18 protein-coding genes are annotated in these 21,084 nt (G+C 61.3%); 7 read left to right on the plus strand and 11 right to left on the minus strand.

All coding sequences use genetic code 11. The features are described from left to right. Positions 1-32 precede the first annotated feature (32 nt). On the minus strand, positions 33-1,682 hold the full coding sequence (gene ettA, locus AC25BC_RS14565) for an energy-dependent translational throttle protein EttA (RefSeq protein ID WP_128438199.1): 1,650 nt from the start codon (positions 1,680-1,682) through the stop codon (positions 33-35). A 97-nt stretch (positions 1,683-1,779) separates the two neighbouring features. Then, complete coding sequence (locus AC25BC_RS14570) at positions 1,780-2,520, minus strand: ribonuclease T2 family protein (protein ID WP_128438200.1); 741 nt, start codon at positions 2,518-2,520, stop codon at positions 1,780-1,782. Positions 2,521-2,677: 157 nt separating this feature from the next. Here AC25BC_RS14570 and AC25BC_RS14575 point away from each other — a divergent pair, with 157 nt between their 5' ends. The 4 genes from AC25BC_RS14575 to AC25BC_RS14590 are packed head-to-tail and all read left to right on the plus strand — an operon-like array spanning position 2,678 to position 7,489. Next, entirely contained in the window at positions 2,678-3,607 is a 930-nt protein-coding gene (locus AC25BC_RS14575; RefSeq protein WP_128438201.1) for an alpha/beta fold hydrolase, read from the plus strand. Positions 3,608-3,640: 33 nt separating this feature from the next. Continuing rightward, positions 3,641-4,597, plus strand: a complete 957-nt coding sequence (locus AC25BC_RS14580) for a DMT family transporter (RefSeq protein ID WP_128438202.1) — start codon at positions 3,641-3,643, stop codon at positions 4,595-4,597. A gap of 17 nt (positions 4,598-4,614) precedes the next feature. After that, positions 4,615-5,817, plus strand: coding sequence for a succinate--glutarate CoA-transferase (caiB, locus tag AC25BC_RS14585; RefSeq protein ID WP_017994737.1), 1,203 nt, complete (start codon positions 4,615-4,617; stop codon positions 5,815-5,817). Positions 5,818-5,830: 13 nt separating this feature from the next. Continuing rightward, positions 5,831-7,489, plus strand: a complete 1,659-nt coding sequence (locus AC25BC_RS14590; RefSeq protein ID WP_012758316.1) for a thiamine pyrophosphate-binding protein — start codon at positions 5,831-5,833, stop codon at positions 7,487-7,489. Between the two features lie 45 nt (positions 7,490-7,534). Here the strand turns inward: AC25BC_RS14590 and AC25BC_RS14595 are convergent, their stop codons facing one another. From AC25BC_RS14595 to AC25BC_RS14605, 3 genes are all read right to left on the minus strand, one after another. After that, on the minus strand, positions 7,535-7,879 hold the full coding sequence (locus AC25BC_RS14595; protein ID WP_003541466.1) for a RidA family protein: 345 nt from the start codon (positions 7,877-7,879) through the stop codon (positions 7,535-7,537). A 73-nt stretch (positions 7,880-7,952) separates the two neighbouring features. Beyond that, complete coding sequence (locus AC25BC_RS14600) at positions 7,953-8,291, minus strand: protein tyrosine phosphatase family protein (protein WP_003541467.1); 339 nt, start codon at positions 8,289-8,291, stop codon at positions 7,953-7,955. Positions 8,292-8,362: 71 nt separating this feature from the next. Then, positions 8,363-9,202, minus strand: a complete 840-nt coding sequence (locus AC25BC_RS14605; protein ID WP_012758317.1) for an aldose 1-epimerase family protein — start codon at positions 9,200-9,202, stop codon at positions 8,363-8,365. A 362-nt stretch (positions 9,203-9,564) separates the two neighbouring features. Here AC25BC_RS14605 and AC25BC_RS14610 point away from each other — a divergent pair, with 362 nt between their 5' ends. Then, positions 9,565-10,965, plus strand: coding sequence for a L,D-transpeptidase (locus AC25BC_RS14610; RefSeq protein ID WP_012758318.1), 1,401 nt, complete (start codon positions 9,565-9,567; stop codon positions 10,963-10,965). Positions 10,966-11,040: 75 nt separating this feature from the next. Here the strand turns inward: AC25BC_RS14610 and AC25BC_RS14615 are convergent, their stop codons facing one another. The 6 genes from AC25BC_RS14615 to AC25BC_RS14640 all read right to left on the minus strand — a co-directional run bounded on the left by AC25BC_RS14615 (position 11,041) and on the right by AC25BC_RS14640 (position 18,723). Next, entirely contained in the window at positions 11,041-11,754 is a 714-nt protein-coding gene (locus AC25BC_RS14615) for a ParA family protein (protein WP_012758319.1), read from the minus strand. A 229-nt stretch (positions 11,755-11,983) separates the two neighbouring features. After that, positions 11,984-13,135 carry an iron-containing alcohol dehydrogenase gene (locus AC25BC_RS14620; RefSeq protein ID WP_012758320.1) on the minus strand — a complete coding sequence of 384 codons (1,152 nt, stop codon included), beginning with the start codon at positions 13,133-13,135 and terminating at the stop codon, positions 11,984-11,986. Next, positions 13,132-14,517, minus strand: a complete 1,386-nt coding sequence (locus AC25BC_RS14625; protein ID WP_012758321.1) for an aldehyde dehydrogenase family protein — start codon at positions 14,515-14,517, stop codon at positions 13,132-13,134. The genes AC25BC_RS14620 and AC25BC_RS14625 overlap by 4 nt, the downstream gene beginning before the upstream one ends. 243 nt (positions 14,518-14,760) lie before the next feature. After that, complete coding sequence (locus AC25BC_RS14630) at positions 14,761-16,128, minus strand: glutamine synthetase family protein (RefSeq protein ID WP_012758322.1); 1,368 nt, start codon at positions 16,126-16,128, stop codon at positions 14,761-14,763. Positions 16,129-16,275: 147 nt separating this feature from the next. Continuing rightward, complete coding sequence (locus AC25BC_RS14635; protein ID WP_026157428.1) at positions 16,276-17,832, minus strand: amino acid permease; 1,557 nt, start codon at positions 17,830-17,832, stop codon at positions 16,276-16,278. Between the two features lie 120 nt (positions 17,833-17,952). Continuing rightward, a complete protein-coding gene (locus tag AC25BC_RS14640) occupies positions 17,953-18,723 on the minus strand; it encodes an N-formylglutamate amidohydrolase (protein ID WP_012758324.1) in 771 nt (256 codons plus the stop codon). Between the two features lie 179 nt (positions 18,724-18,902). Between AC25BC_RS14640 and AC25BC_RS14645 the strand changes: the two genes are divergently transcribed. Together AC25BC_RS14645 and AC25BC_RS14650 are read left to right on the plus strand one after the other, a co-directional pair. Next, positions 18,903-19,775, plus strand: coding sequence for a MurR/RpiR family transcriptional regulator (locus tag AC25BC_RS14645; protein WP_012758325.1), 873 nt, complete (start codon positions 18,903-18,905; stop codon positions 19,773-19,775). A gap of 191 nt (positions 19,776-19,966) precedes the next feature. After that, entirely contained in the window at positions 19,967-21,070 is a 1,104-nt protein-coding gene (locus AC25BC_RS14650) for an ABC transporter substrate-binding protein (protein WP_012758326.1), read from the plus strand. Positions 21,071-21,084: the final 14 nt, after the last annotated feature.

The raw sequence follows: 21,084 nt of genomic DNA on the forward strand, positions 1-21,084 counted from the left end.
ACCGGGGCTCTCGTGGACGAGAAACAGGTGGATCAGCGTGTCAGGCGCTTGTGAGCCTGGCTGCCCGGGTTGAGGGCGTCGGGACCAAGGCGGCGCACCTTGTCCTGCTCATAATCCTCGAAGTTGCCTTCGAACCATTCGACATGGCCGTCGCCTTCGAAAGCCAGGATATGCGTTGCCAGACGGTCGAGGAACATGCGATCGTGGCTGATGATGATGGCGCAGCCGGCAAAGTTCTCCAGCGCGTTTTCCAAGGCACTCAACGTTTCCGTATCGAGGTCGTTGGTCGGTTCGTCGAGCAGCAGAACGTTGCCGCCGGCCTTCAGCATCTTGGCAAGGTGAACACGGTTGCGCTGACCACCCGAGAGATTGCCGACCTTCTGCTGCTGGTCGCCGCCCTTGAAGTTGAAGGCGCCGCAATAGGCACGGGAGTTCATGTCGAACTTGCCGAGCTTGATGATTTCGGCGCCGCCGGAGATTTCCTCCCAGACCGTCTTGTCGGCCGCAAGGGTGTCACGGCTCTGGTCGACATAACCGAGATGCACGGTCTCGCCGATGCGGATCGAACCGCCATCCGGCGTTTCCTGGCCAGTGATCATCCTGAATAGCGTCGTCTTACCGGCGCCGTTCGGGCCGATGATGCCGACGATGCCGCCTGGTGGCAGCTTGATCGACAGATCGTTGATCAGCGTGCGGCCCTCGAAGCCCTTGATGATGCCGTCCATCTCGATGACCACCTGGCCGAGGCGCTCGCTGACCGGGATGATGATCTGCGCGTCGCCGGGACGCTGCTTCTCGGCGGCATCCACCAACTGCTCGTAGGACTTGATGCGCGCCTTGGACTTGGCCTGGCGGGCCTTCGGGCTGGAAGCGATCCATTCCTGTTCGCGGCTGATCGCCTTCTGGCGCGATGCGTCTTCGCGGCTTTCCTGCAGCATCCGCTTGGCTTTCGCCTGCAGGTAGGCCGAGTAGTTGCCTTCGTAGGGAATGCCACGGCCGCGGTCGAGTTCGAGGATCCAGCCGGTGACGTTGTCCAGAAAGTAGCGATCGTGGGTAATCATCATCACGGCGCCCGGATAGTCGCGCAGATGTTTTTCGAGCCAGGCAATGGTTTCGGCGTCCAGGTGGTTGGTCGGTTCGTCGAGCAGCAGCAGATCCGGCTGCGAAAGCAGCAGGCGGCAGAGCGCGACACGGCGTCGCTCACCACCGGAAAGGCTGGTGACATCGGCGTCACGCGGCGGGCAGCGCAGGGCTTCCATCGCCATTTCGACCTGGCTTTCCAGATCCCAGAGGTTCTGGCTGTCGATGACGTCCTGAAGCTTGGCGCCCTCTTCCGCCGTCTCATCGGAATAGTTCATCATCAATTCGTTGTAGCGATCGAGGACAGCCGTCTTCGAGGCAACGCCTTCCATGACGTTCTCGAACACCGTCTTGTTTGCATCGAGGTGCGGCTCCTGCTCGAGGTAGCCGACCGTCGCACCTTCGGCGAGCCAGGCTTCGCCGGTATATTCCTTGTCCTGACCTGCGATGATGCGCAGCACGGTGGATTTACCCGCACCGTTCGGACCAAGGATACCGATCTTGGCATCCGGGTAGAACGAAAGGTGGATATTCTCCAGGATCTTCTTGTTGCCATAGGCCTTGTTGAGGCCGGACATATGATAGATGAACTGACGTGCCATGCTGCGCTGCTCCGGGCGGGAAACTTCGATTGTGCCGCTATGTAGGCGAAACAGCGCCTGCGGGCAACGCCAAACCCGGTTTACTCAGGATTTCCGCTCAAAAGCCCGCAGCGTCGACGACGCCCTCGTCACAGCCGAACGAGGTTTTTCCAGCGCCCTGGATCAGATCGGCAAGCCCGGCACTTTTCGCCGATGCCGCCCCGGCTGCTTCCGAAAGCCCGATCGTCAGCCCGCTGATCATCCTGATATTGCCGGCCCGCCGGCAGCTCATCTTGACACGATCGCCGGCACCCGGCCCGAAGCTCTTGTCGAACGCCGCTTTGATCGCTTCGGCCTTGACCGGCTTGCCGATATTGGCAGCGAAGAGATCGCGCACGGCCGACGCGTTGAGTGCGCCCACGAGGTGCATGCCGACGCCGAAATAGTCGTCGGCGCTCATCTTCGTGCAGGTGCCATGCTTCACCCATTCATGCCGTTCCAGGCCGGACTGCGTGCCGGGCATCGCCTTTGCGAGCGCCGCCTGCGTCTCCGCCGCAAGCGTGACCTCCGGCAGCTTGTTCCAGTCGCCATCCTTGTCGGCGGCCTTCTGCTCGGCGCTCACGCCGCAATAATCCTGCCGCATCGGCCAAAGTCCGTGCAACGAAAAGTTCGTGGCATCATGGCGCTCCGTGGCCTGTGTAGCGCATTCAGGCTTCTTCTGGTTTGTCTGGCAAAAAGCCGGCTGCCAGCTTGCCGCCAGAATGAAGCGGGTGCGCCCGCCGGCCTCCTGCGCCACGCCGGCGCCGGCAACAACCATCGACACGGCAAACGTCAAGGTACGCAACTGCATGCTGCTCATTTCAATCCCCAAAAAAGAACAATACAGGAACAAATAAGCATCAAAATTAAAAGGCCGCAACCCTGAATCGCAACAAGGCCGAAAATTGTTATCAGATAATCAAATGCCCATGTTGCAATTACCCGGCGATCTGGTCTGTTGTCGCCGGGAGGACCACATGTTTTCTGAAACGCAAAGGCTCGCCGTATCAGGGGCGTCGCTGGCCTATCACCATGCCGAGGCCATCACCCTTCCACGCGGTATCCTGCTGATATCCCATGGCTTGGCCGAACATTCGAAACGATACCGCGTCTTTGCCGAGACGATGGCGGCACGCGGTTATCATGTCTATGCCCATGATCATCGAGGGCACGGCGAGACGACGGCACCCGACGCGCCGATCGGCCGTTTTGCCCGGCGCGGTGGGGTCGAAAGGGTGATCGGCGACGTCATCGCCATGCGCGGCCATGCGGCCTCCCACCATCCCGGCCTGCCGGTGATCCTCTTCGGCCATTCGATGGGCGGCCTCATCGCCCTCAATGCAGCCGTCACGGCTGCGGCCGACTTCGATGCTGTCGCCGTCTGGAATTCGAATTTCGCCATCGGCCTTGCCGGCCGCGCCGCCCAGGCGATCCTGCTTGCCGAGCGCATGCTGAAGGGTTCCGACGTGCCGAGTGGCCTGCTGCCGAAGCTCACCTTCGGCACCTGGGGCAAATCCATTCCCGGCCGCCGCACCGAGTTCGATTGGCTGTCGCATCGTCCTGATGAAGTCGACAAGTATGTCGACGATCCACTCTGCGGCTTCGACGCCTCAGTCTCTCTCTGGCTCGATCTCTTCGAGCTGACCTTCCGCGCGCCGCAGAAAATCCATCTCGACCGGCTGGCGCGGGATATGCCGATCCATCTGGTCGGCGGCGGAGAGGACCCGGCGACGGAGCGTGGAAAAGCCGTGCTCTGGCTGTCAAACCATTTGAAAGGCCAGGGCTTCTCCCGTATCAGCACTGAGATATATCAGGACATGCGGCACGAGACGCTGAATGAGATCGGCGCGGATGCGGCGATCGCAGCCTTCGCCGATTGGTGCGACGGGGCCGTCGCAAAGTCCTGAGCGACCAATATCCTGAGTACAGGGATTTTCATCATGAGCAGCACTTCCGCCCGCCCCGTTTCGTCCGCCTCCGACGTGACGACGGGGCTTGTGCTGATGGTTCTTTCGGTGATGGTCTCGCCGCTCATCGATATCTTCGCCAAGCTTGCGATCACGACTGTTCCATCCGGGGAGATCACCGCCGGTCGCTTCGTCGTACAGGCGCTCTGCATGCTGCCGATCGTCGTATGGCGGCGCAGCTTCGCTGAATTCTCCTGGCGCCAGAGCCTGTTCCATGCCATCCGCGGCGCGATCATCACCGTCTCGATGATCTCCTTCGTCACCACGCTGAAATATATGGCGGTCGCCGACGCGATTGCGATCTTCTTCGTCGAGCCGATCATGGTGACGATCCTCGGCGGCATCTTCCTCAAGGAGACGATCGGCTGGCGGCGCTACACCGCCTGCTGCGTCGGCTTCTTCGGGGCGATGCTGATCATCCAGCCGAGTTTCGAAGAGGTCGGCTACATCGCGCTTCTGCCTGTCGTCAGCGCGCTCTGCATCGCGATCTTCGTGCTGATGACTCGGGCTCTCTCGCATAGGGAGGACCCCTGGTCGATGCAATTCCAAATGAGCATCTGGGGCTTGCTCTTCTGTGCCATCCTGCTTCTCCTGGGTCAGGGAACCGGCTCCGACCTCTTCGATCCCGTCATGCCGGAAGGTCGCGCCTGGTTCTACGTCGCCGGCGTCGGTGCCATGGCGGCAATCACTGGCATCCTCGGCGTCTACGCCTACCGCGCAGCACCGGCCTCGACGCTGGCGCCGCTGCAATATTTCGAGATCGTCTCGGCGACGATCGTCGCCTGGCTGGTCTTCGGCGACTTTCCGGATGCCGTCAAATGGCTCGGCATTGCCATCATCGTGGCATCGGGCTTCTACATCCTCTGGCGAGAGCGCCGCTTTGCTTCAAAGCCCGTATCCGATACATCTGAGGTGACGCTGGTGCCGTAGATATTGCCGGGAGGAACATGACAGAGACCGTGACCAAAAAGCCGCCGCTTGCCGGCATCCGGGTGATCGAGCTTGCCCGCGTGCTCGCCGGCCCCTGGGCGGGACAGATGCTCGCCGATCTCGGCGCCGACGTCATCAAGGTCGAAAATCCCGACGCCGGCGACGATACACGCCAATGGGGCCCGCCCTTCGTCGAGGGCGCCGATGGCGAGAACCTCTCGGCCGCCTATTACCACGCTGCCAATCGCGGCAAGCGCTCTGTCACCGCCGACCTGAAGAGCGCCGAAGGCCAGGACCTCGTCCGCCGCCTCGTCTCCACCGCCGATGTGGTCATCGAGAATTTCAAAGTCGGCGGCCTCGTCAAATACGGGCTCGATTATGACAGCCTGCGCAAGGAGAACCCGAAGCTCGTCTATTGCTCGATCACCGGCTTCGGCCAGAACGGCCCTTATGCCAGCCTCGCCGGCTACGATTATATCGTCCAGGGCATGTCCGGCTTCATGTCGATTACCGGGGAGCCGGGCGGCCAGCCGATGAAGGCAGGCGTCGCCATTGCCGATATCTTCACCGGCATCTACGCCGTCTCGGCGATCGAAGCCGCTCTGATCCACGCTCTGAAGTCAGGCGAAGGCCAATTGGTCGACATGGCCCTGCTCGATGTGCAATCGGCCGTGCTCGCCAATCAGAACATGAATTACCTGGTCTCCGGCGAGGCGCCGACACGCCTCGGCAACGCCCATCCCAATATCTCGCCCTACGAGGTCGTGCCGACGGCGGATGGTTATCTCATCCTCGCAATCGGAAACGACGGCCAGTTCCGTCGCCTCTGCGCCATCCTCGGCCTGGAGACCGTCGCCGGCGACGAGCGTTTCGCCACCAACAAGGCCCGCGTCGGCAATCGCGGCGAAGTGCGCCGCCTCATCTCCACCGAGACGCTGAAATGGCAGAAGGCGGATCTGTTGAAGGCCTGCGAGGAGAATGCAGTTCCATCAGGCGCGATCAACACGATCGAGGAGATGTTCGCCGACCCACAGGTGCAGGCCCGAGGTCTGCGCATCGACCTTGTTGATGCCGCCGGCAGCGTGATCCCAGGGGTCAGAACGCCAGTGGTGCTGTCGGAGACGCCGCTGCGTTATATCAGGCCGAGCCCGCGCCTCGGCGAACACCAGGCAGAAATTCTGGCGGAACTCGCCGAGCGTGAGAGGAAGGCATCGTCATGAAAAAGGCATTCTCATGAAGAAGACGGGCGGAGAACTGATCGTCGAGGCGCTGAAGGCGAATGGCGTCAAACGTCTCTCCTGCGTGCCCGGCGAGAGCTTCCTCGCCGTGCTCGACGCGTTGCGCGACAGCGATATCGACGTCCTCGTCTGTCGCCAGGAGGGCGGGGCGGCGATGATGGCGGATTGCTGGGGCAGGCTGACCGGCGAACCCGGCATCTGCATGGTGACCCGTGGCCCCGGCGCCACCAACGCCTCCGCCGGCCTGCATATCGCCAAGCAGGACTCGATCCCGATGATCCTGTTCATCGGCCAGGTACAGCGGGAAGCGCGTGAGCGCGAAGCCTTCCAGGAGGTCGAGTTCCGCCGCGCCTTCACCGAATTCGCCAAATGGGTGGGCGAGATCGACGATGCCGCCCGCATTCCCGAGTTCGTCACCCGCGCCTTTGCGGTCGCAACCTCCGGCCGTCCCGGCCCGGTCGTCCTGACGCTGCCGGAAGACATGCTGCGCGATGAAGTCGAGGCACCGCGCGCCAAGCACTATGCCAGTGTCGAGGCCCATCCCGGCCGCCGCCAGATCGACGATTTTTATCTCCGCCTGCTGAAAGCCGAGCGGCCGATGGTGATCCTTGGCGGCACACGCTGGGATGCCGATGCCGTCGCCGATTTTCAGAGCTTCGCCGAGCGTTTCCAGCTGCCCGTCGGCTGCTCCTTTCGCCGGCAGATGCTGTTCGATCATCTCCATCCCTGCTATGCCGGCGATGTCGGCATCGGCATCAATCCAGCGCTGGCAAAGGAGATCAAGGAGAGCGACCTGCTGATCTTGCTTGGCAGCCGCATGTCAGAAATGCCGTCCTCGTCCTATACGCTGATCAATATCCCCTACCCCCAGCAATCGTTGGTGCATATCTATCCCGACGCTTCCGAGCTCGGCCGCATCTACCGTCCGGATCTTGCCATCTGCGCCGCACCTGCCGATTTCGTCGCCGCACTCGCCGATCTGGAAGCGCCGGCCGAACCGCTCTGGGCCGAGCGCACCGCGCGCCTGCACCAGGCCTATCTCGCCTGGTCGAAGCCGCCCTTGAGCGGACCGGGCGCCGTCCATATGGGGCCAATCATGGAATGGCTGGAGGCCAATACCGGGCCGCAGACGATCTTCACCAATGGTGCGGGCAACTACGCCACCTGGGTGCACCGCTTCCATCGTTTCCGCCGCTTCAACACCCAAGCCGCGCCCACCTCCGGGTCAATGGGTTACGGCCTGCCGGCCGCCGTCGCCGCCAAGCGGCTGTTTCCCGAGCGCGAAGTCATCTGCTTTGCCGGCGACGGCTGCTTCCTGATGCACGGCCAGGAATTCGCCACCGCCATCCGCTACGGCCTGCCGATCATCGCAGTCGTCGTCAACAACGGCATCTACGGCACGATCCGTATGCATCAGGAGCGCGAGTATCCCGGCCGCGTCAGCAGCACCGATCTGACCAATCCCGACTTCGCAGCCCTTGCCCGCGCCTATGGCGGCCACGGCGAGACGGTGGAAAGGACGGAGGAATTCGCCCCGGCCTTCGAGCGGGCGCGCGCCAGCGGCAAGCCGGCAATCATCGAGGTCAAGCTCGATCCTGAAGCGATCACACCGACACGCACGCTCTCCGAAATCGCACAAACAAAAAGCCGGTGAGCACGCGCAGTGCTCACCGGCTTCAGGCAATCGGAATGGTACGACTTAGTCGAGTGCGGCCGTGATGATAAACTCGACCTTGTATTTCGGCGCAGCGAGCTTGGCTTCGCTGGTGGCGCGGGCCGGCGGATTGGCCGGATCGATCCAGCCTTCCCAGACGGCATTCATCTCGGCGAAATCGGCGATGTCCGCGAGGTAAATGATCGTCTGCAGGATCTTCGACTTGCTGCTGCCCGACGCAGCCAGCAGGCGGTCGACTTCGGCAAGCGAGGACTTGCACTGATCGGTGACGCTTTCGCCCTCGCCGACCTGGCCTGCGAGATAGACTGTATTGCCGTGAATGACGGCGCCGCTCATGCGCGAGCCGACGTCGATACGCTTGATGCTCATCATAGTCTCCTGAGTGAATGGAAGGTGGCGGCGCTGAGGTTCAACGCCGGAAAATCGGCGCCCGGAACGGGACTCAATTACGGATATGGTGGGTCTTCTGGTAAATCGCCGTCGAGCGTGCGCCGGAACGGCAATAGCCGAGCATCGGCCGCGGGAATTCGTCGAGCGCGTCGACCATGCCCTGCACGGCTTCCTCGGTCACGCCCATCGGCCCGACAGGCACGTGGGCGATATTAAGGCCGAGTTCCTTGGCGCGCGCCTCGATAACAGAGAACGACGTCTGGTCGGGACTTTCGTGGTCGGGGCGGTGGCAGACGATCGATTTGAACCCCAGCGCCTTGATCTCGTCGAGCTCCTCAAGCGTGATCTGGCCCGAAACCGAATATTCATCGTCGATCTGGCGAATATCCATCGTCTTGTCTCCTCAAAAATCGTGGGCTGAAGGTCTACGACGGAGGTCTGCCAGCGTCAACAACACTTCGCTCACAGGAAGGCAAAGGTCAGCGCATAGCTGCAGCTCTCGCCCGGCGCCAGCATGTTGAACTCACCGGCGGCCTCTAGCTCGTCGCGCGATATCCACCGATGTGAAACTGGCTCGATGCCGATGATATGGGCCGGCGCCTTCTGGTTCCGCCAGACCTGCAGATGCGGCAGCGTGTCGGCGCGGAAACGCACCCGCAGCGTCCTGTCGCCGATTGCGGCGATCGGCCCGAGGCGGACCTCCGCGAACCCCTTCTCCATCGCCGGCGCCGCGACGCAGAAGATGCCGCCCGGCTGCTCGCCGAATGTCCAGGGAAAACCGCCATTTTCCAGCATCCGGCCTTCGAGCCGCGTGCCCTCGTCCAGCCATTTGCCGCCAGTATTCATGTGGTACATCAGGAAGGTCGGCACCGTCCGATCGCTGGTATTGATGACCCGATCCTCAAGCCGCACCTCGCCGGTCGCCCCATCGATCCGCCACAGCCGCTCGATGCGCTGCGGCAGTCCCTCGACAGTGGTGATGTCGATATCGGCGCGGCATTCGGCATTGCCATTCTCGAACTTCGTCCACAGCACCTTTGCCGCATGGCCGGAGGCCGATCCGTGCAGCGGATAGACCTTGCCGTCGTCCCGGCCGGGGATCGGCTGGCGGTGGCGGATATGGTCCGGCCCGCAGGTGAAGAGGAAGCCCTCGAGCGAGTGATCGATTCGTGGATCGCCGTCATCGGGAATGGCGCGCTTCGGCGCGATGTCGACGCCGTCGACGATGCATCCGCCGATATCCAGCACAGATGTTTCGTCCAGCATCAGGCGCGGCCCGCTTGCGGCGGCAAATTCGATCATCACGGTCTCCTTGGGGAATTGTCGGCCCCTTTTAGAGCGCTAAGCGTCTTTTCGGACGCACAAAGGACGCTCTAACACTTTGAATCAACGCATCATGCTTTGCGAAAAACGGAATCGATTTTCGCAAAACATGATGCGCCAGCGTTAGGTTTCATGCCGCCATTCGTCAATCGGCGTCGCCTGCATCTTGCGTTATTGCAGCAACCGTGGATTTTGCGGAACTGACACAAGGGCGCAAACGTTTATGAGCAAAAGGAAATCTTAGTGATTTTCATATTTTGTTCAGCACGCTTTCATAAATTCCACACTAGCGTCAAAATTCGCAGGTGTGTGTCTGCCAGTCACTGTTCGAGGTATCAGACGTGAATCGCTTTTTGAAGTCGGCATTTTGCCTCGCAGCCGTCCTGGCTGCTCTTGCGGCTACAGCGCCGGAGGCAGGCGCGCAGCAGTTCCGCGATCGCCGCCAGAGCGATATCGTGCTTGTGACGCCGAGCGGCGAAATCCTCGACTATGTTCCAGCTGGCTATATCTACGCCCGCGACCGCAGCGGCAATCGCGTGTTGATCGACGACTATGGCAACGTCGTCGCCACCGAGATGCGTGCGCGGGGCTACTATCCGCCGCGGCCGGGCCCTCGCGAGGTCTATAACGACCAGTATGGCAACGACCCCTATTATTCCGACAACAATCCCGATGGCGATACGCGTTATTCCGAGCGCGGCGCCGTCACCGGCGGCATACCGCGCGATGCGGCGATCGAACGCCGGCCGCTCGGCGACCAGCCCTATCCCGATGACAACAGCATCGGCAATCCGCAACCCGGCGACGACTATGCCTCGATCGACCCCGGCCAGCAGATCCCGCCCGCCGACCAGCCGAAGGCAGCACCTGATGAGCCCGTCATCACGCTGAAGAACAAGTCGAAGCCCGAGATCGTCGCATTACAGGTCTTCCTCGATCGCGCCGGCATCTCTCCGGGCGTCATCGACGGCCATATGGGCTCGAACGTCACCAAGGGCATCTATGCATATGACCAGATGACAGGCTCCAAGCTCGATCCGAACGACACCGACGCCATTCTGGAAGAACTGCGCATGACCGGCGGCTTGCCTGTGGTCAGCTACACGATCACGCCCGCCGATGCGGCCGGCCCCTTCGTCGCCGAGATTCCGGAAGATTATTCGCATAAGGCGCTGCTGCCGTCGCTGGCTTACACCTCGACCACCGAGATGCTCGCCGAGCGTTTCCACATGGATGAGGCTTTCCTCAAGGAGATGAACCCCGGCGCCGATTTCACCGTTGCCGGCACCGTCATCAAGGTCGTCAATCCAGGCGAGCCGAAGAGCGGCGCGGTTGCGCGCATCATCGCCGACAAGGGCCGTAAGCAGGTCTTCGCTTATGACGGCGCCGGCAATCTGCTTGCCGCCTATCCGGCATCGATCGGCTCCACCGACACCCCCTCGCCGTCAGGCACGGTCACCGTCGAGCGCGTCGCCCTCAATCCCGGCTACACCTACAATCCGAAGATCAATTTCCAGCAGGGCGCCAACGACAAGATCCTCAACATTCCGCCCGGCCCGAACGGCCCCGTCGGCACCGTCTGGATGGCGCTCTCCAAGCCGACCTACGGCATTCATGGCACGCCCGAGCCCTCGAAGATCGGCCGCACCCAGAGCCACGGCTGCATCCGCCTGACCAACTGGGATGCCACCGAGCTTGCCAAGATGGTGAAGCCGGGAGTGACGGTCGAATTCGTCGACTGAAATCATTCTGACGACAACAACGACAAGGCCGCCGGATCGCTCCGGCGGCCTTGTCGTTTCAGGTGGGGGCTATATTCAAGCGGCCGAGCGGACCATCGGGCTCGTCACGCGGGCGGATGCCGTCAGCCTCACCGGCAGCTTGCGCATCATTTCCTCGGCAAAACAGGTCGCGTTCTCACGCGCCTTGTCGAGATTGCTGACGCGTGTGGGATCGATCGTGTGCAGCGTGCCGCCACAGTCGAAGATGTCGCGGAAGGCGGAGCGTTCGATGATCGCCGTATCGAGCACCGGCACATGCCGCTCGCTGAGCAGCGACTTAACGACTTGCAGCGCCCGCGTCGTCACCATCGAATTGACGCGGGTGAGCACCACCGAATGACAGATCTTGATACCGGCCTTCTCATCCAGATATTGCAGCAGCTCGAGCACCTGCGCACCGCCGCGCGCATCCATCGCGCAGCCCTGAATCGGGATCAGCACGTGGTCGGAAAGGCCGACGGCGGTGGCAAGCAGCGGATTGCGCGCACCCGGCAGGTCGACGATGAAATAGTCGGTATTGTGCTTGTTCTCGCTGATATGCAGCGGCAGCGACGCAGTTGTGACGAAATCGATCACCGAAAGATTGGGTACATGACCTGATATTTCGTGCCAGCGCGAAATCCAGTGCTGCGGGTCGGCGTCGAGAATGGTGACGCGATAACCTTTGCGGGCAAGCTCGGTCGCGAGCAGCAGAACAGCAGTCGTCTTGCCGGCGCCGCCCTTGGTATTTGCGAATGTGATGACAGGCATTTTCGGTCCTCGGAAGGAATGGTGCGAGCCGGAATCGCTCTTTTACGCACCGTCGGAGCATCGTGCGGTTAATTCATTCTTTCTAATCATGGTTAACAAATTCGAAACACGCGCGGCGAAATTGCAGCCGGTATTTTTCACATCCCTAAAAATAGGGATGCCGCCGGAACGAAAAAGGCCTGGGAAACCGCGGTTTTCCAGGCCAGTCTGTTGGTCCGCTCTTATGCCGTCAGAAGCAATCTTTGAATAGTGCCTTGGTATTTTCAAGCGTCAGCGCAACCGGGTTGCCGCCGGCGCTCGGATCTTCGATCGCCATGGCCGACAATTCGTCGATGCGGTCGGCAGCGATTCCCATCGCCGACAGCGTCTCCGGCACGCCGAGTTCGGAGCGGAGCTTCAGCACATAATCGTAGAATCCGTCGAAACCGCCCGAAATGCCGAGATAGGCGGCGGCACGGCCGATCTTCTCCTCGATCGGCTTGCGGTTGAAGCGCAGCACCGCCGGCATCACCACCGCGTTGGTCATGCCGTGATGGGTGTTGTAGACGGCGCCGATCGGGTGCGACAGCGCGTGAATGGCGCCGAGCCCCTTCTGGAAGGCGACCGCGCCCATGGCGGCAGCGGCCATCATGTTGGCGCGAGCCTCCAGATCCGTGCCTTCCCTATAGGCGCGCGGCAGGAATTCCTTGACGAGCCGCATGCCTTCGAGCGCGATGCCGGCTGACATCGGGTGATAGAAGGGCGAGGAATAGGCCTCCAGGCAATGGGCGAAGGCATCCATGCCGGTGCCGGCCGTGATGATCTTCGGCATGCCGACCGTCAGTTCCGGATCTGAAATGACGACGCCAGGCAGGAACTTCGGATGGAAGATGATCTTCTTCACATGCGTTTCGGAATTGGTGATGACGCTGGCGCGCCCGACTTCCGAACCGGTGCCTGCCGTTGTCGGCACAGCGACGATCGGGGCGATGCCGTCCAGGCTTGCACGCGTCCACCAGTCGCCGATATCTTCGAAGTCCCAGACCGGCCGCGTCTGGCCGGCCATGAAGGCGACGCACTTGCCGAGATCGAGGCCAGAGCCGCCGCCGAAGGCGACGACGCCGTCATGGCCGCCATCCTTGAAAGCCCTGACGCCAGCTTCGAGGTTCTTCTCGTTCGGGTTCGGATCGACATCGGCAAAGATCGCCCGGCCGAGACCGGCATCTTCGAGGATATCGAGCGCAGTCTTGGTGATCGCCATCGAGGCAAGGCCACGGTCGGTGACGAGCAGCGGCTTCTTGATGCCGAGGCTCTTGCAGGCGTCAGCCAGTTCCGCGATGCGGCCTCGGCCGAGCTTGACCGATGTCGGATAGCTCCAGTTTGCGGTGATGTTGCTGCTCATGCTGTGACTTTCTTCAGATGGAAGGATTTCGGGCGCGTCAGATTGTGGAAGCCGATGATCGACAGCGAGCCGCCGCGGCCGGTCTCCTTGACGCCGGTCCAGCAAAGCGCCGGATCGAGATAGTCTGCGCGGTTCATGAAAACGGTGCCGGTTTCGATCTCGCGGCCGAGCCGCCCTGCCCGCTCGGCATCCCTGGTCCAGAGCGAGGCCGTCAGCCCGTACTGGCTGTCGTTCATCAAAGCGAGTGCCTCCTCGTCGCTCTTCACTTTCATGATGCCGACTGCCGGACCGAAAGTCTCCTCGCGCATGAAGGCCATCGAGTGGTCGACATCGACGAGAATCTGCGGTGCGAGATAAGCGCCGCCGTCATCCTGGGGGAAAAGCTTGGGATCGACAAGCGCTTTGGCGCCCTTGGAAACCGCATCGGCGATCTGCTCGCGCACCACCTTGGCGAAGCGCTTATGTGCCATCGGCCCGAGCGAGGTTTCCGGATCGAGCGGATTGCCGAGCTTGTAGTTCGATACCCAGGCAACCGATTTCTCGACGAAGGCGTCGTAGAGCGATTCATGCACATAGATGCGCTCGATGCCGCAGCAGCACTGGCCGGAATTGTAGGTCGCGCCATCCATCAGCGTGTCGACGGCCGCCTCGAGATCGGCGTCCTCCATGACATATCCCGGATCCTTGCCGCCGAGTTCGAGGCCGAGGCCGGTGAAGGTGCCGGCAGCCGCCCGTTCCATCGACCGCCCGCCTTCGACCGATCCGGTGAAGTTGACGAAATTGAAGCTGCCGGCGGCAATCAGCGCTGACGTCGTTTCATGATCGAGAAAGACGTTCTGGAACACATCCTCGGGAACGCCGGCCTCGATGAAAGCCTGCACCAGCCTCTCGCCGACCAGCAGCGTCTGCGAGGCATGCTTCAGCACGACGGTGTTGCCGGCCATCAGCGCCGGCGCAATCGTGTTGATCGCCGTCATATAGGGATAGTTCCATGGTGCTACGACGAAGACGACGCCATGCGCCTCGCGCTCGATGCGCCGCTCGAAACGATCGCTCTCCTCGACGACAACAGGCGCCATCGCATCCGCCGCGATCGAGGCGACATAGTTGGAACGCTCGTTGAAACCCTTGTATTCGCCGCCGTACTTGATCGGCCGGCCCATCTGCCAGGCAAGCTCCGGCACGACGACATCGGACATCTCGTTCAGCCGCGCAGCACCCTTCAACACCAGTTGCACACGCTCTTCGAGCGGCCGCTTCGCCCAGCCCTTCTGCGCCTTGCGCGCACGCGCCACGACGTCCTTAGCGGCGTCGAGCGAAAGGGCTGCGCGCTCGGCATAGACCGACCCGTCAACCGGTGAAATGCATTGGATCATTGCCATGATCTGTTCCTATCCTCGTATTCTTCAAAATTTGAGTGAGGCCGTGGCCCCTCATCCGCCTGCCGACACCTTCTCCCCGTAAACGGGGCGAAGGGGATATGCCGCACCGGCTTTCCCCAACATCGACGCTGCGTTTGGCACGTCCCCTCTCCCCGTTTTTACGGGGGTCCGTAGGACGGGTCGAGACCAGTGGCTCGACCCCGGCAAGGTTAGGGTCAGGGCCAAGCAAATCGCAAATGCCTATTAAGCTCTTTCGAAACCGCGCGCCACTTCCCAATCGGTGATGCGGCGGTCGTATTCTTCCTGCTCCCATTCGCCGGCGCGCGTATAGTGGTCGATCACGTCGTCGCCGAAGGCCTTGCGCAGCATCGCCGATTCCGTCATCGCCGCCGTGGCCGCGCGCAGCGTGCGCGGGATCTCGCGAACGCCCTTGCCGCCATAGGCGTCGCCGACAAAGGGCGCTTCGAGTTCGAGCTTGTTCTCGATGCCGTCAATGCCGGCGGCAAGCAGCGCGGCGAAGGCGAGATAGGGATTGAGATCGGAGCCGCCGACGCGGCACTCGATACGGATACCCTTGGTCTCTTCGCCGCACAGGCGATAGCCGGCGGTGCGGTTGTCCTTGCTCCAGATCGCCTTGGTCGGCGCAAACGTGCCGGCCATGAAGCGCTTGTAGGAGTTGATGTAGGGCGCCAGGAAATAGGTGATCTCGCTCGCATGGGCGAGAAGCCCGGCAACGTAATTATGCATCAGCGGCGACATGCCGTATTTGCCGGTATGGTCGAAGAACAGCGGCTTTTCCTCCAGGCTCCAAAGCGACTGGTGGATATGCGAGGAACTGCCGGCAGCATTGTAATTCCACTTGGCCAGGAAGGTGATGGCCTTGCCCTTCGACCAAGCAATCTCCTTGCAGCCGTTCTTGATGATCGCGTGCCGGTCGGCCATGGCGAGCGCATCGGCGTAGCGCACGTTGATCTCCTCCTGGCCGGCCGAAGCCTCGCCCTTGGAGTTCTCGACCGGGATGCCGGCTCCCTGCAGCCCGGTGCGGATCGCCCGCATCACCTCTTCTTCCTTGGTGGTCTGGAAGATGTGGTAGTCCTCATTATAGGCGCTGACGAGCTTGAGGTTGCGGTAGCCGGAAGCCTGCGCCGCCTCGTAGGTCTGGTCGAACAGGAAGAATTCGAGCTCGGAGGCCATGTAGGCCTTCATGCCCATATCCTCGAGCCGCTTCACCTGCTTCTTCAGGATCGCGCGCGGCGAGTGGGCGACCTCCTCGTGCGTATGATGATCGAGCATATCGCAGAGCACCAGCGCAGTGCCTTCGAGCCAGGGAATACGACGCAGCGTCGCAAGATCCGGCTTCATCGTATAGTCGCCGTAGCCCTTCTCCCAGCTCGTCGCCTTGTAGCCGGAGACGGTCTCCATCTCCATGTCGGTGGCGATCAGGTAGTTGCAGCTGTGCGTTTCCTTCCAGGCGCTCTCGACGAAATATTCCGCCTGAAAACGCTTGCCCATCAGCCGGCCCTGCATATCCACCTGGCAGGCCAGAACCGTGTCGATGCGCCCTTCGGCAACATCCTTCCTGAGATCGTCGATTGTGTAGCTGCTGCTCATGATTGTTCCGCCTGAATTGGGATTGAGAAAATCGGGGCAACGAAATCGCATGCGCTCGGCCGGACTTTGCGGCCCGATGCCTTTTCGTTGAACCGGTGATGGGGCCGCAGGATGCGGCCCCGCCATTTGAGAGGGAAGCCTCGATGCTTAGTTTTCGCCGCTTTCGCCGACGGCTGCTTCGGCGGCCGCGATCTCGGCCTGACGCTTTGCCACTTCCGCACCGATCGGCGGCCCTTTGAAGCGGCGGCTTTCGAAGCCGAACCAGACGATCGCCGTCAGCACCAGGAAACCGACGGTGATGTAGAGCGCCCATTCGTTCGGCGGCTGAATGCCGAGGATGAAGATCAGGATCATCGCGATGACGGTCAGCACGGCAAAGAGCTTGAAGACGCCTTCGCCGAGGTTCCACGGCCCCATCTTGTCCCACTTCGACGTGCCCCAGGCGAACAAGCCGAGCGTGATCGGGATCGCGAAGGAGAAGAACAGGAAGATGACTGTGCACGAGACGACGATCGTATAGACCGGCGTGTCACCAATCGTAGCGAGCGAGGAGCCCCAGACGAACAGAACCGAGAGGATCGAGCCGGTCCAGATCGCAGCCACCGGCGTGCGGTACTTTGGGCTGACTTTCGACAGGACCTTCGACGCCGGCAGACCGCCGTCACGCGAGAAGGCGAAGATCATGCGCGAGACCGAGGTAACGGTCGCAAGGCCACACAGCCACTGGCTGACGAGGATGGCAAGATAGAGAATGTCCTTGACGATCGGGTTGACCTGGCTGTCCATCGCCCAGAAGAACACGTTCCAGCCCTGCTTTGCCGCATCATCCATATTCGGCAGCATGAGCACGAAGGCGCACAGCATGATATAGCCGAAAAGCGCCGACCAGAGCACCGAGGCAACCATGCCACGCGGCACCGATTCGGCAGCTTTGACCGTCTCTTCCGACGTATGCGCCGAGGCATCATAGCCGGTAATGGTGTAGATCGGCAGCAGCAGGCCGAGAAGGAAGACCCAGGCGCCCGAGGTGGAAGGCCAGACGTTGCCGCCGACTTCGCCGGAATAGTTGGCGAAAGTGAAGAGACGGCCGATCTCATAGGAGGGCGCTGCGATGAGGCAGACGGCCGACAGCGCGATAGCGGTCGCGAAGATGAGATAACCCGAGAAATCGGTCAGCTTCGCGGTCAGTCCGATGCCCATGTGGTTCACGAGCGCCTGCGCGCCGGTGATGACCACGAGGAAGATGATGCGCACCGTCGTCGTGTCGGTCAGCCCGAGATAGCTGGTGCCGAACGAACCCATGAAGAAATAATAGGTGCCGACATTGATGGCGCCCAACACGGTGACGAGACCGAGCAAGTTGAACCAGGCGGTCACCCAGCCGGTGAAGCGGTTTCCGAGGATCGAGCTCCAGTGATAGAGGCCGCCGGCCGTAGGATAGGCCGAGCTGATCTGCGCCATGCCGATGGCGAAGACGAGCGAGATGAAGCAGCCGACTGGCCAGCCGATGCCGATGGCGGCGCCGCCGGCACCCGAGGTCGCCTGCGCCAGCGAATTTATGCCGCCGGAGAGAATGCAGATGATGGAAAATGAGACGGCAAAGTTCGAAAACGAGCTCATGCGTCGTTCGAGTTCTTGGGCATAACCCATGGAATGCAGGATGTGCACATCCTGCTTCTTGTCCAGTTCGGTATAATCCGACATGACTTCCCCCTGTTCACGATCGGCCGCGGAATTGCGGGCCGATTCAGTGCCAATTGTCCGCGGCATTTGCGCCATGCGGACGTCCGCAGTTAAACTGCTCCCTCGGGTCTTCTTTTTATGTCAGGCGTCCAGACTTTGCTGGAGCAGCCCTTTCAGATAGTCGGCCATGACCCCTTGGCCGATATCGTCTGCGATGAGGTCATTGCGGACCTCGATCATCACATTGCGCAAGCCGTTCGACAGCCCGTGCAGGATCAGCGTGTGGGTCACGCCGTCCTCGGGCCCGTAAGGCTCGTTGCGTTCCACCCTGTAAAGCGGCGCCTCGGCCGCAGCCGCCAGCATAAGGTCGGCAAGCCGGCTGTCCTCATCGTGCAATATGCCGAGTTCGACGGCGCGTTCGCGGCCGTGATAGACCGGCGTAAAGCTGTGCATCGTCACGATGATGCTGTCCTGTGCCCTCGCCCGGCGATCGCGGATCAGCCCGCGAATGGCGTCATGGAAAGGCACGTAGAGCGAGTCGGTGCGCGCAAGTCGTTCTTCGGGGCTCAAATCCTTGTTGCCGGGAATGGCGTAGATCTCGCTGGTCTCCGGCATCGCGCCGGGTGAACTGGGCGGTCGGTTGCAGTCGTAGATAAGCCGCGAGAACCTCTGGTAAACGAGCGTCGCGTCGAGCGCTTCCGATATGCTGCGGGCAACCGCAAGCGCGCCTGGATCCCAGGCAATGTGACTGGAGAGCGCTTCGCTGGGCAGGCCGAGATCGCCGAAAACGACTGGAAGCGCATTCGAAGCGTGCTCGCAGATGAGAAGCACCGGGCTCCGGCCGTGGATACGTTCGATCCCGACGCAGTCACCGTCCGCTTCACTGAGGATTTTCGGCCGGGCCAGCACCAAAGGCGCCACTCCTTATCCCTTAACAAATTCTTGATGAAGAAAAGAATTCTTCAGGTTTCGGCCGGTGTCAAGCATCCACTGAAAATTTCTTTTCATGACAGTGGTTGACATGGATTATGACAGCGTTGTTAACTTTGAGTGGGAAAGTGGCGCCAGACCATCCCGGGGAGCATAGTTACGTGACAGTTGCGTCGAAGACGGTTTCGGACGTCATACACTCGCATTTGGGGGTGTTGACGCGCGCCGAGAAGCAGTTGGCCGAAAGCCTTCTCGACAATTATCCGGTTTCCGGCCTCGGCAGCATCACCACGATTGCCGAGAATGCCGGCGTCTCGACGCCGACCGTCGTGCGCATGGTGCAGAAGCTCGGCTTCAAGGGCTATCCGGACTTTCAGGCGCATCTGCATCAGGAAGTCGAGGCGACGATCTCGAACCCGATCGCCAAGCACGACCGCTGGGCGCAAAATGCGCCGGGCACCCACATTCTCAACCGTTTCGCCGATGCCATCATGGGCAATCTGCGCCAGACGCTGACCGATCTCGATACCGCGACTTTCGACAGCGTCGCCGCGCTGCTTTCCGACCGCAAGCGCGGCCTTTATTTCGTTGGTGGCCGCATCACCGGCGCGCTTGCCGAGTATTTCTTCACCCATATGCAGGTGATCCGGCCGGCAACGACGCTGCTATCGTCGAATTCCAGCAGCTGGCCGCAATATGTCCTCAACATGAATGCCGGCGACATCCTGATCATCTTCGACATCCGACGCTACGAGCAGGAGATGGTGAGCCTTGTAACCGCCGCCCGCAAACGCGGCGCCGAAATCATCGTCTTCACCGACCAGTGGGGCTCGCCGGCCGCCAAGCTCGCCAGGCATGCCTTCCGCGTCCGGATCGAGGCGCCGTCGGCCTGGGATTCCTCCGTGGTCACCCTGTACATCGTCGAAGCGCTGATCGAGGCCGTTCAGAATTCGACCTGGGACGAGACGAAGGAGCGCATGAAGACACTGGAAGGCCTGTTCGAGCAGACCAGGCTTTTCCGCAAACCGGGTTAGGAGGACAAGACTAAAACAAAAGAAAAACAATGACGGATTTTTCGCGGAAACAGACGGCGTTGTCGCAAATAAAACATTTGCCACAACCACCGCTATTCACAGCAGAATTAACGTCATCCAACTGTCACACAAGCTTCATGTAACCTCATTAACAGCATCGCCAGACACTGAAAACCCGAAGGAGAACAACAGTGATCTCTAACATTTCTCGACTACTGTCGCTTTCTACTGCGATGATCGTGGCTTCGACCGCGATTGCCGCTGCCGAGCCGAGCGCTGAACTTATCGCCGCCGCCAAGAAGGAAGGCACCCTGACGACGATCGCTCTTCCGCACGACTGGTGCGGCTACGGCGAGGTCATTGCCGGCTTCAAGGCCAAGTATGGCCTCGAGGTCAACGAGCTCAACCCAGATGCGGGTTCGGGCGACGAAGTCGAAGCCATCAAGGCCAACAAGGGCAACACCGGCCCGCAGGCTCCTGACGTCATCGACGTCGGGCTCTCTTTCGGCCCGTCCGCAAAGAAAGACGGCCTGATCCAGCCTTACAAGGTCTCCACCTGGGACTCCATCCCGGATACCGCCAAGGATGCCGAAGGCTACTGGTACGGCGATTATTACGGCGTTCTCTCGTTCCTCGTGAACAAGGATCTCGTCAAGGAATCGCCGGCCGATTGGGCCGATCTGAAGAAGAGCGACTACGCAAACAGCGTCGCCCTCGCGGGCGATCCGCGCGCCGCCAACCAGGCTGTCCAGGGCGTCTATGCCGCTGGTCTTTCCGCATCCGGCGGTGACGCGGCCAAGGCAGGCGAAGAAGGCCTGAAGTTCTTCGCCGAATTGAACAAGAGCGGTAATTTCGTGCCGGTCGTCGGCAAGGCAGCTCCGTTCGCCCAGGGCTCCACGCCGATCATCGTTGCCTGGGATTACAACGCCCTCTCCTGGGGCGAAAGCCTGAAGGGCAATCCTCCGTTCGAGGTCGTCGTTCCGAAGACAGGCGTCGTTGCCGGCGTCTACGTCCAGGCGATTTCCGCCTTCGCTCCGCACCCGAACGCTGCGAAGCTCTGGATGGAATACCTCTATTCCGACGAAGGTCAGCTCGGCTGGCTGAAGGGCTATTGCCACCCGATCCGCTTCAACGATCTTGCCAAGAACAACAAGATCCCGAAGGAACTGCTCGATAAGCTGCCGCCGGCTGCATCCTATGAAAAGGCTGTCTTCCCGACGCTCGAAGAACAGTCTGCTGGCAAGGAAGCCATCACCAAGAACTGGGATTCCGTCGTCGGCGCCGCCGTCAAGTAATCTCTGATCCGGCC

Source organism: Rhizobium sp. WSM409 (genome assembly GCF_057653825.1).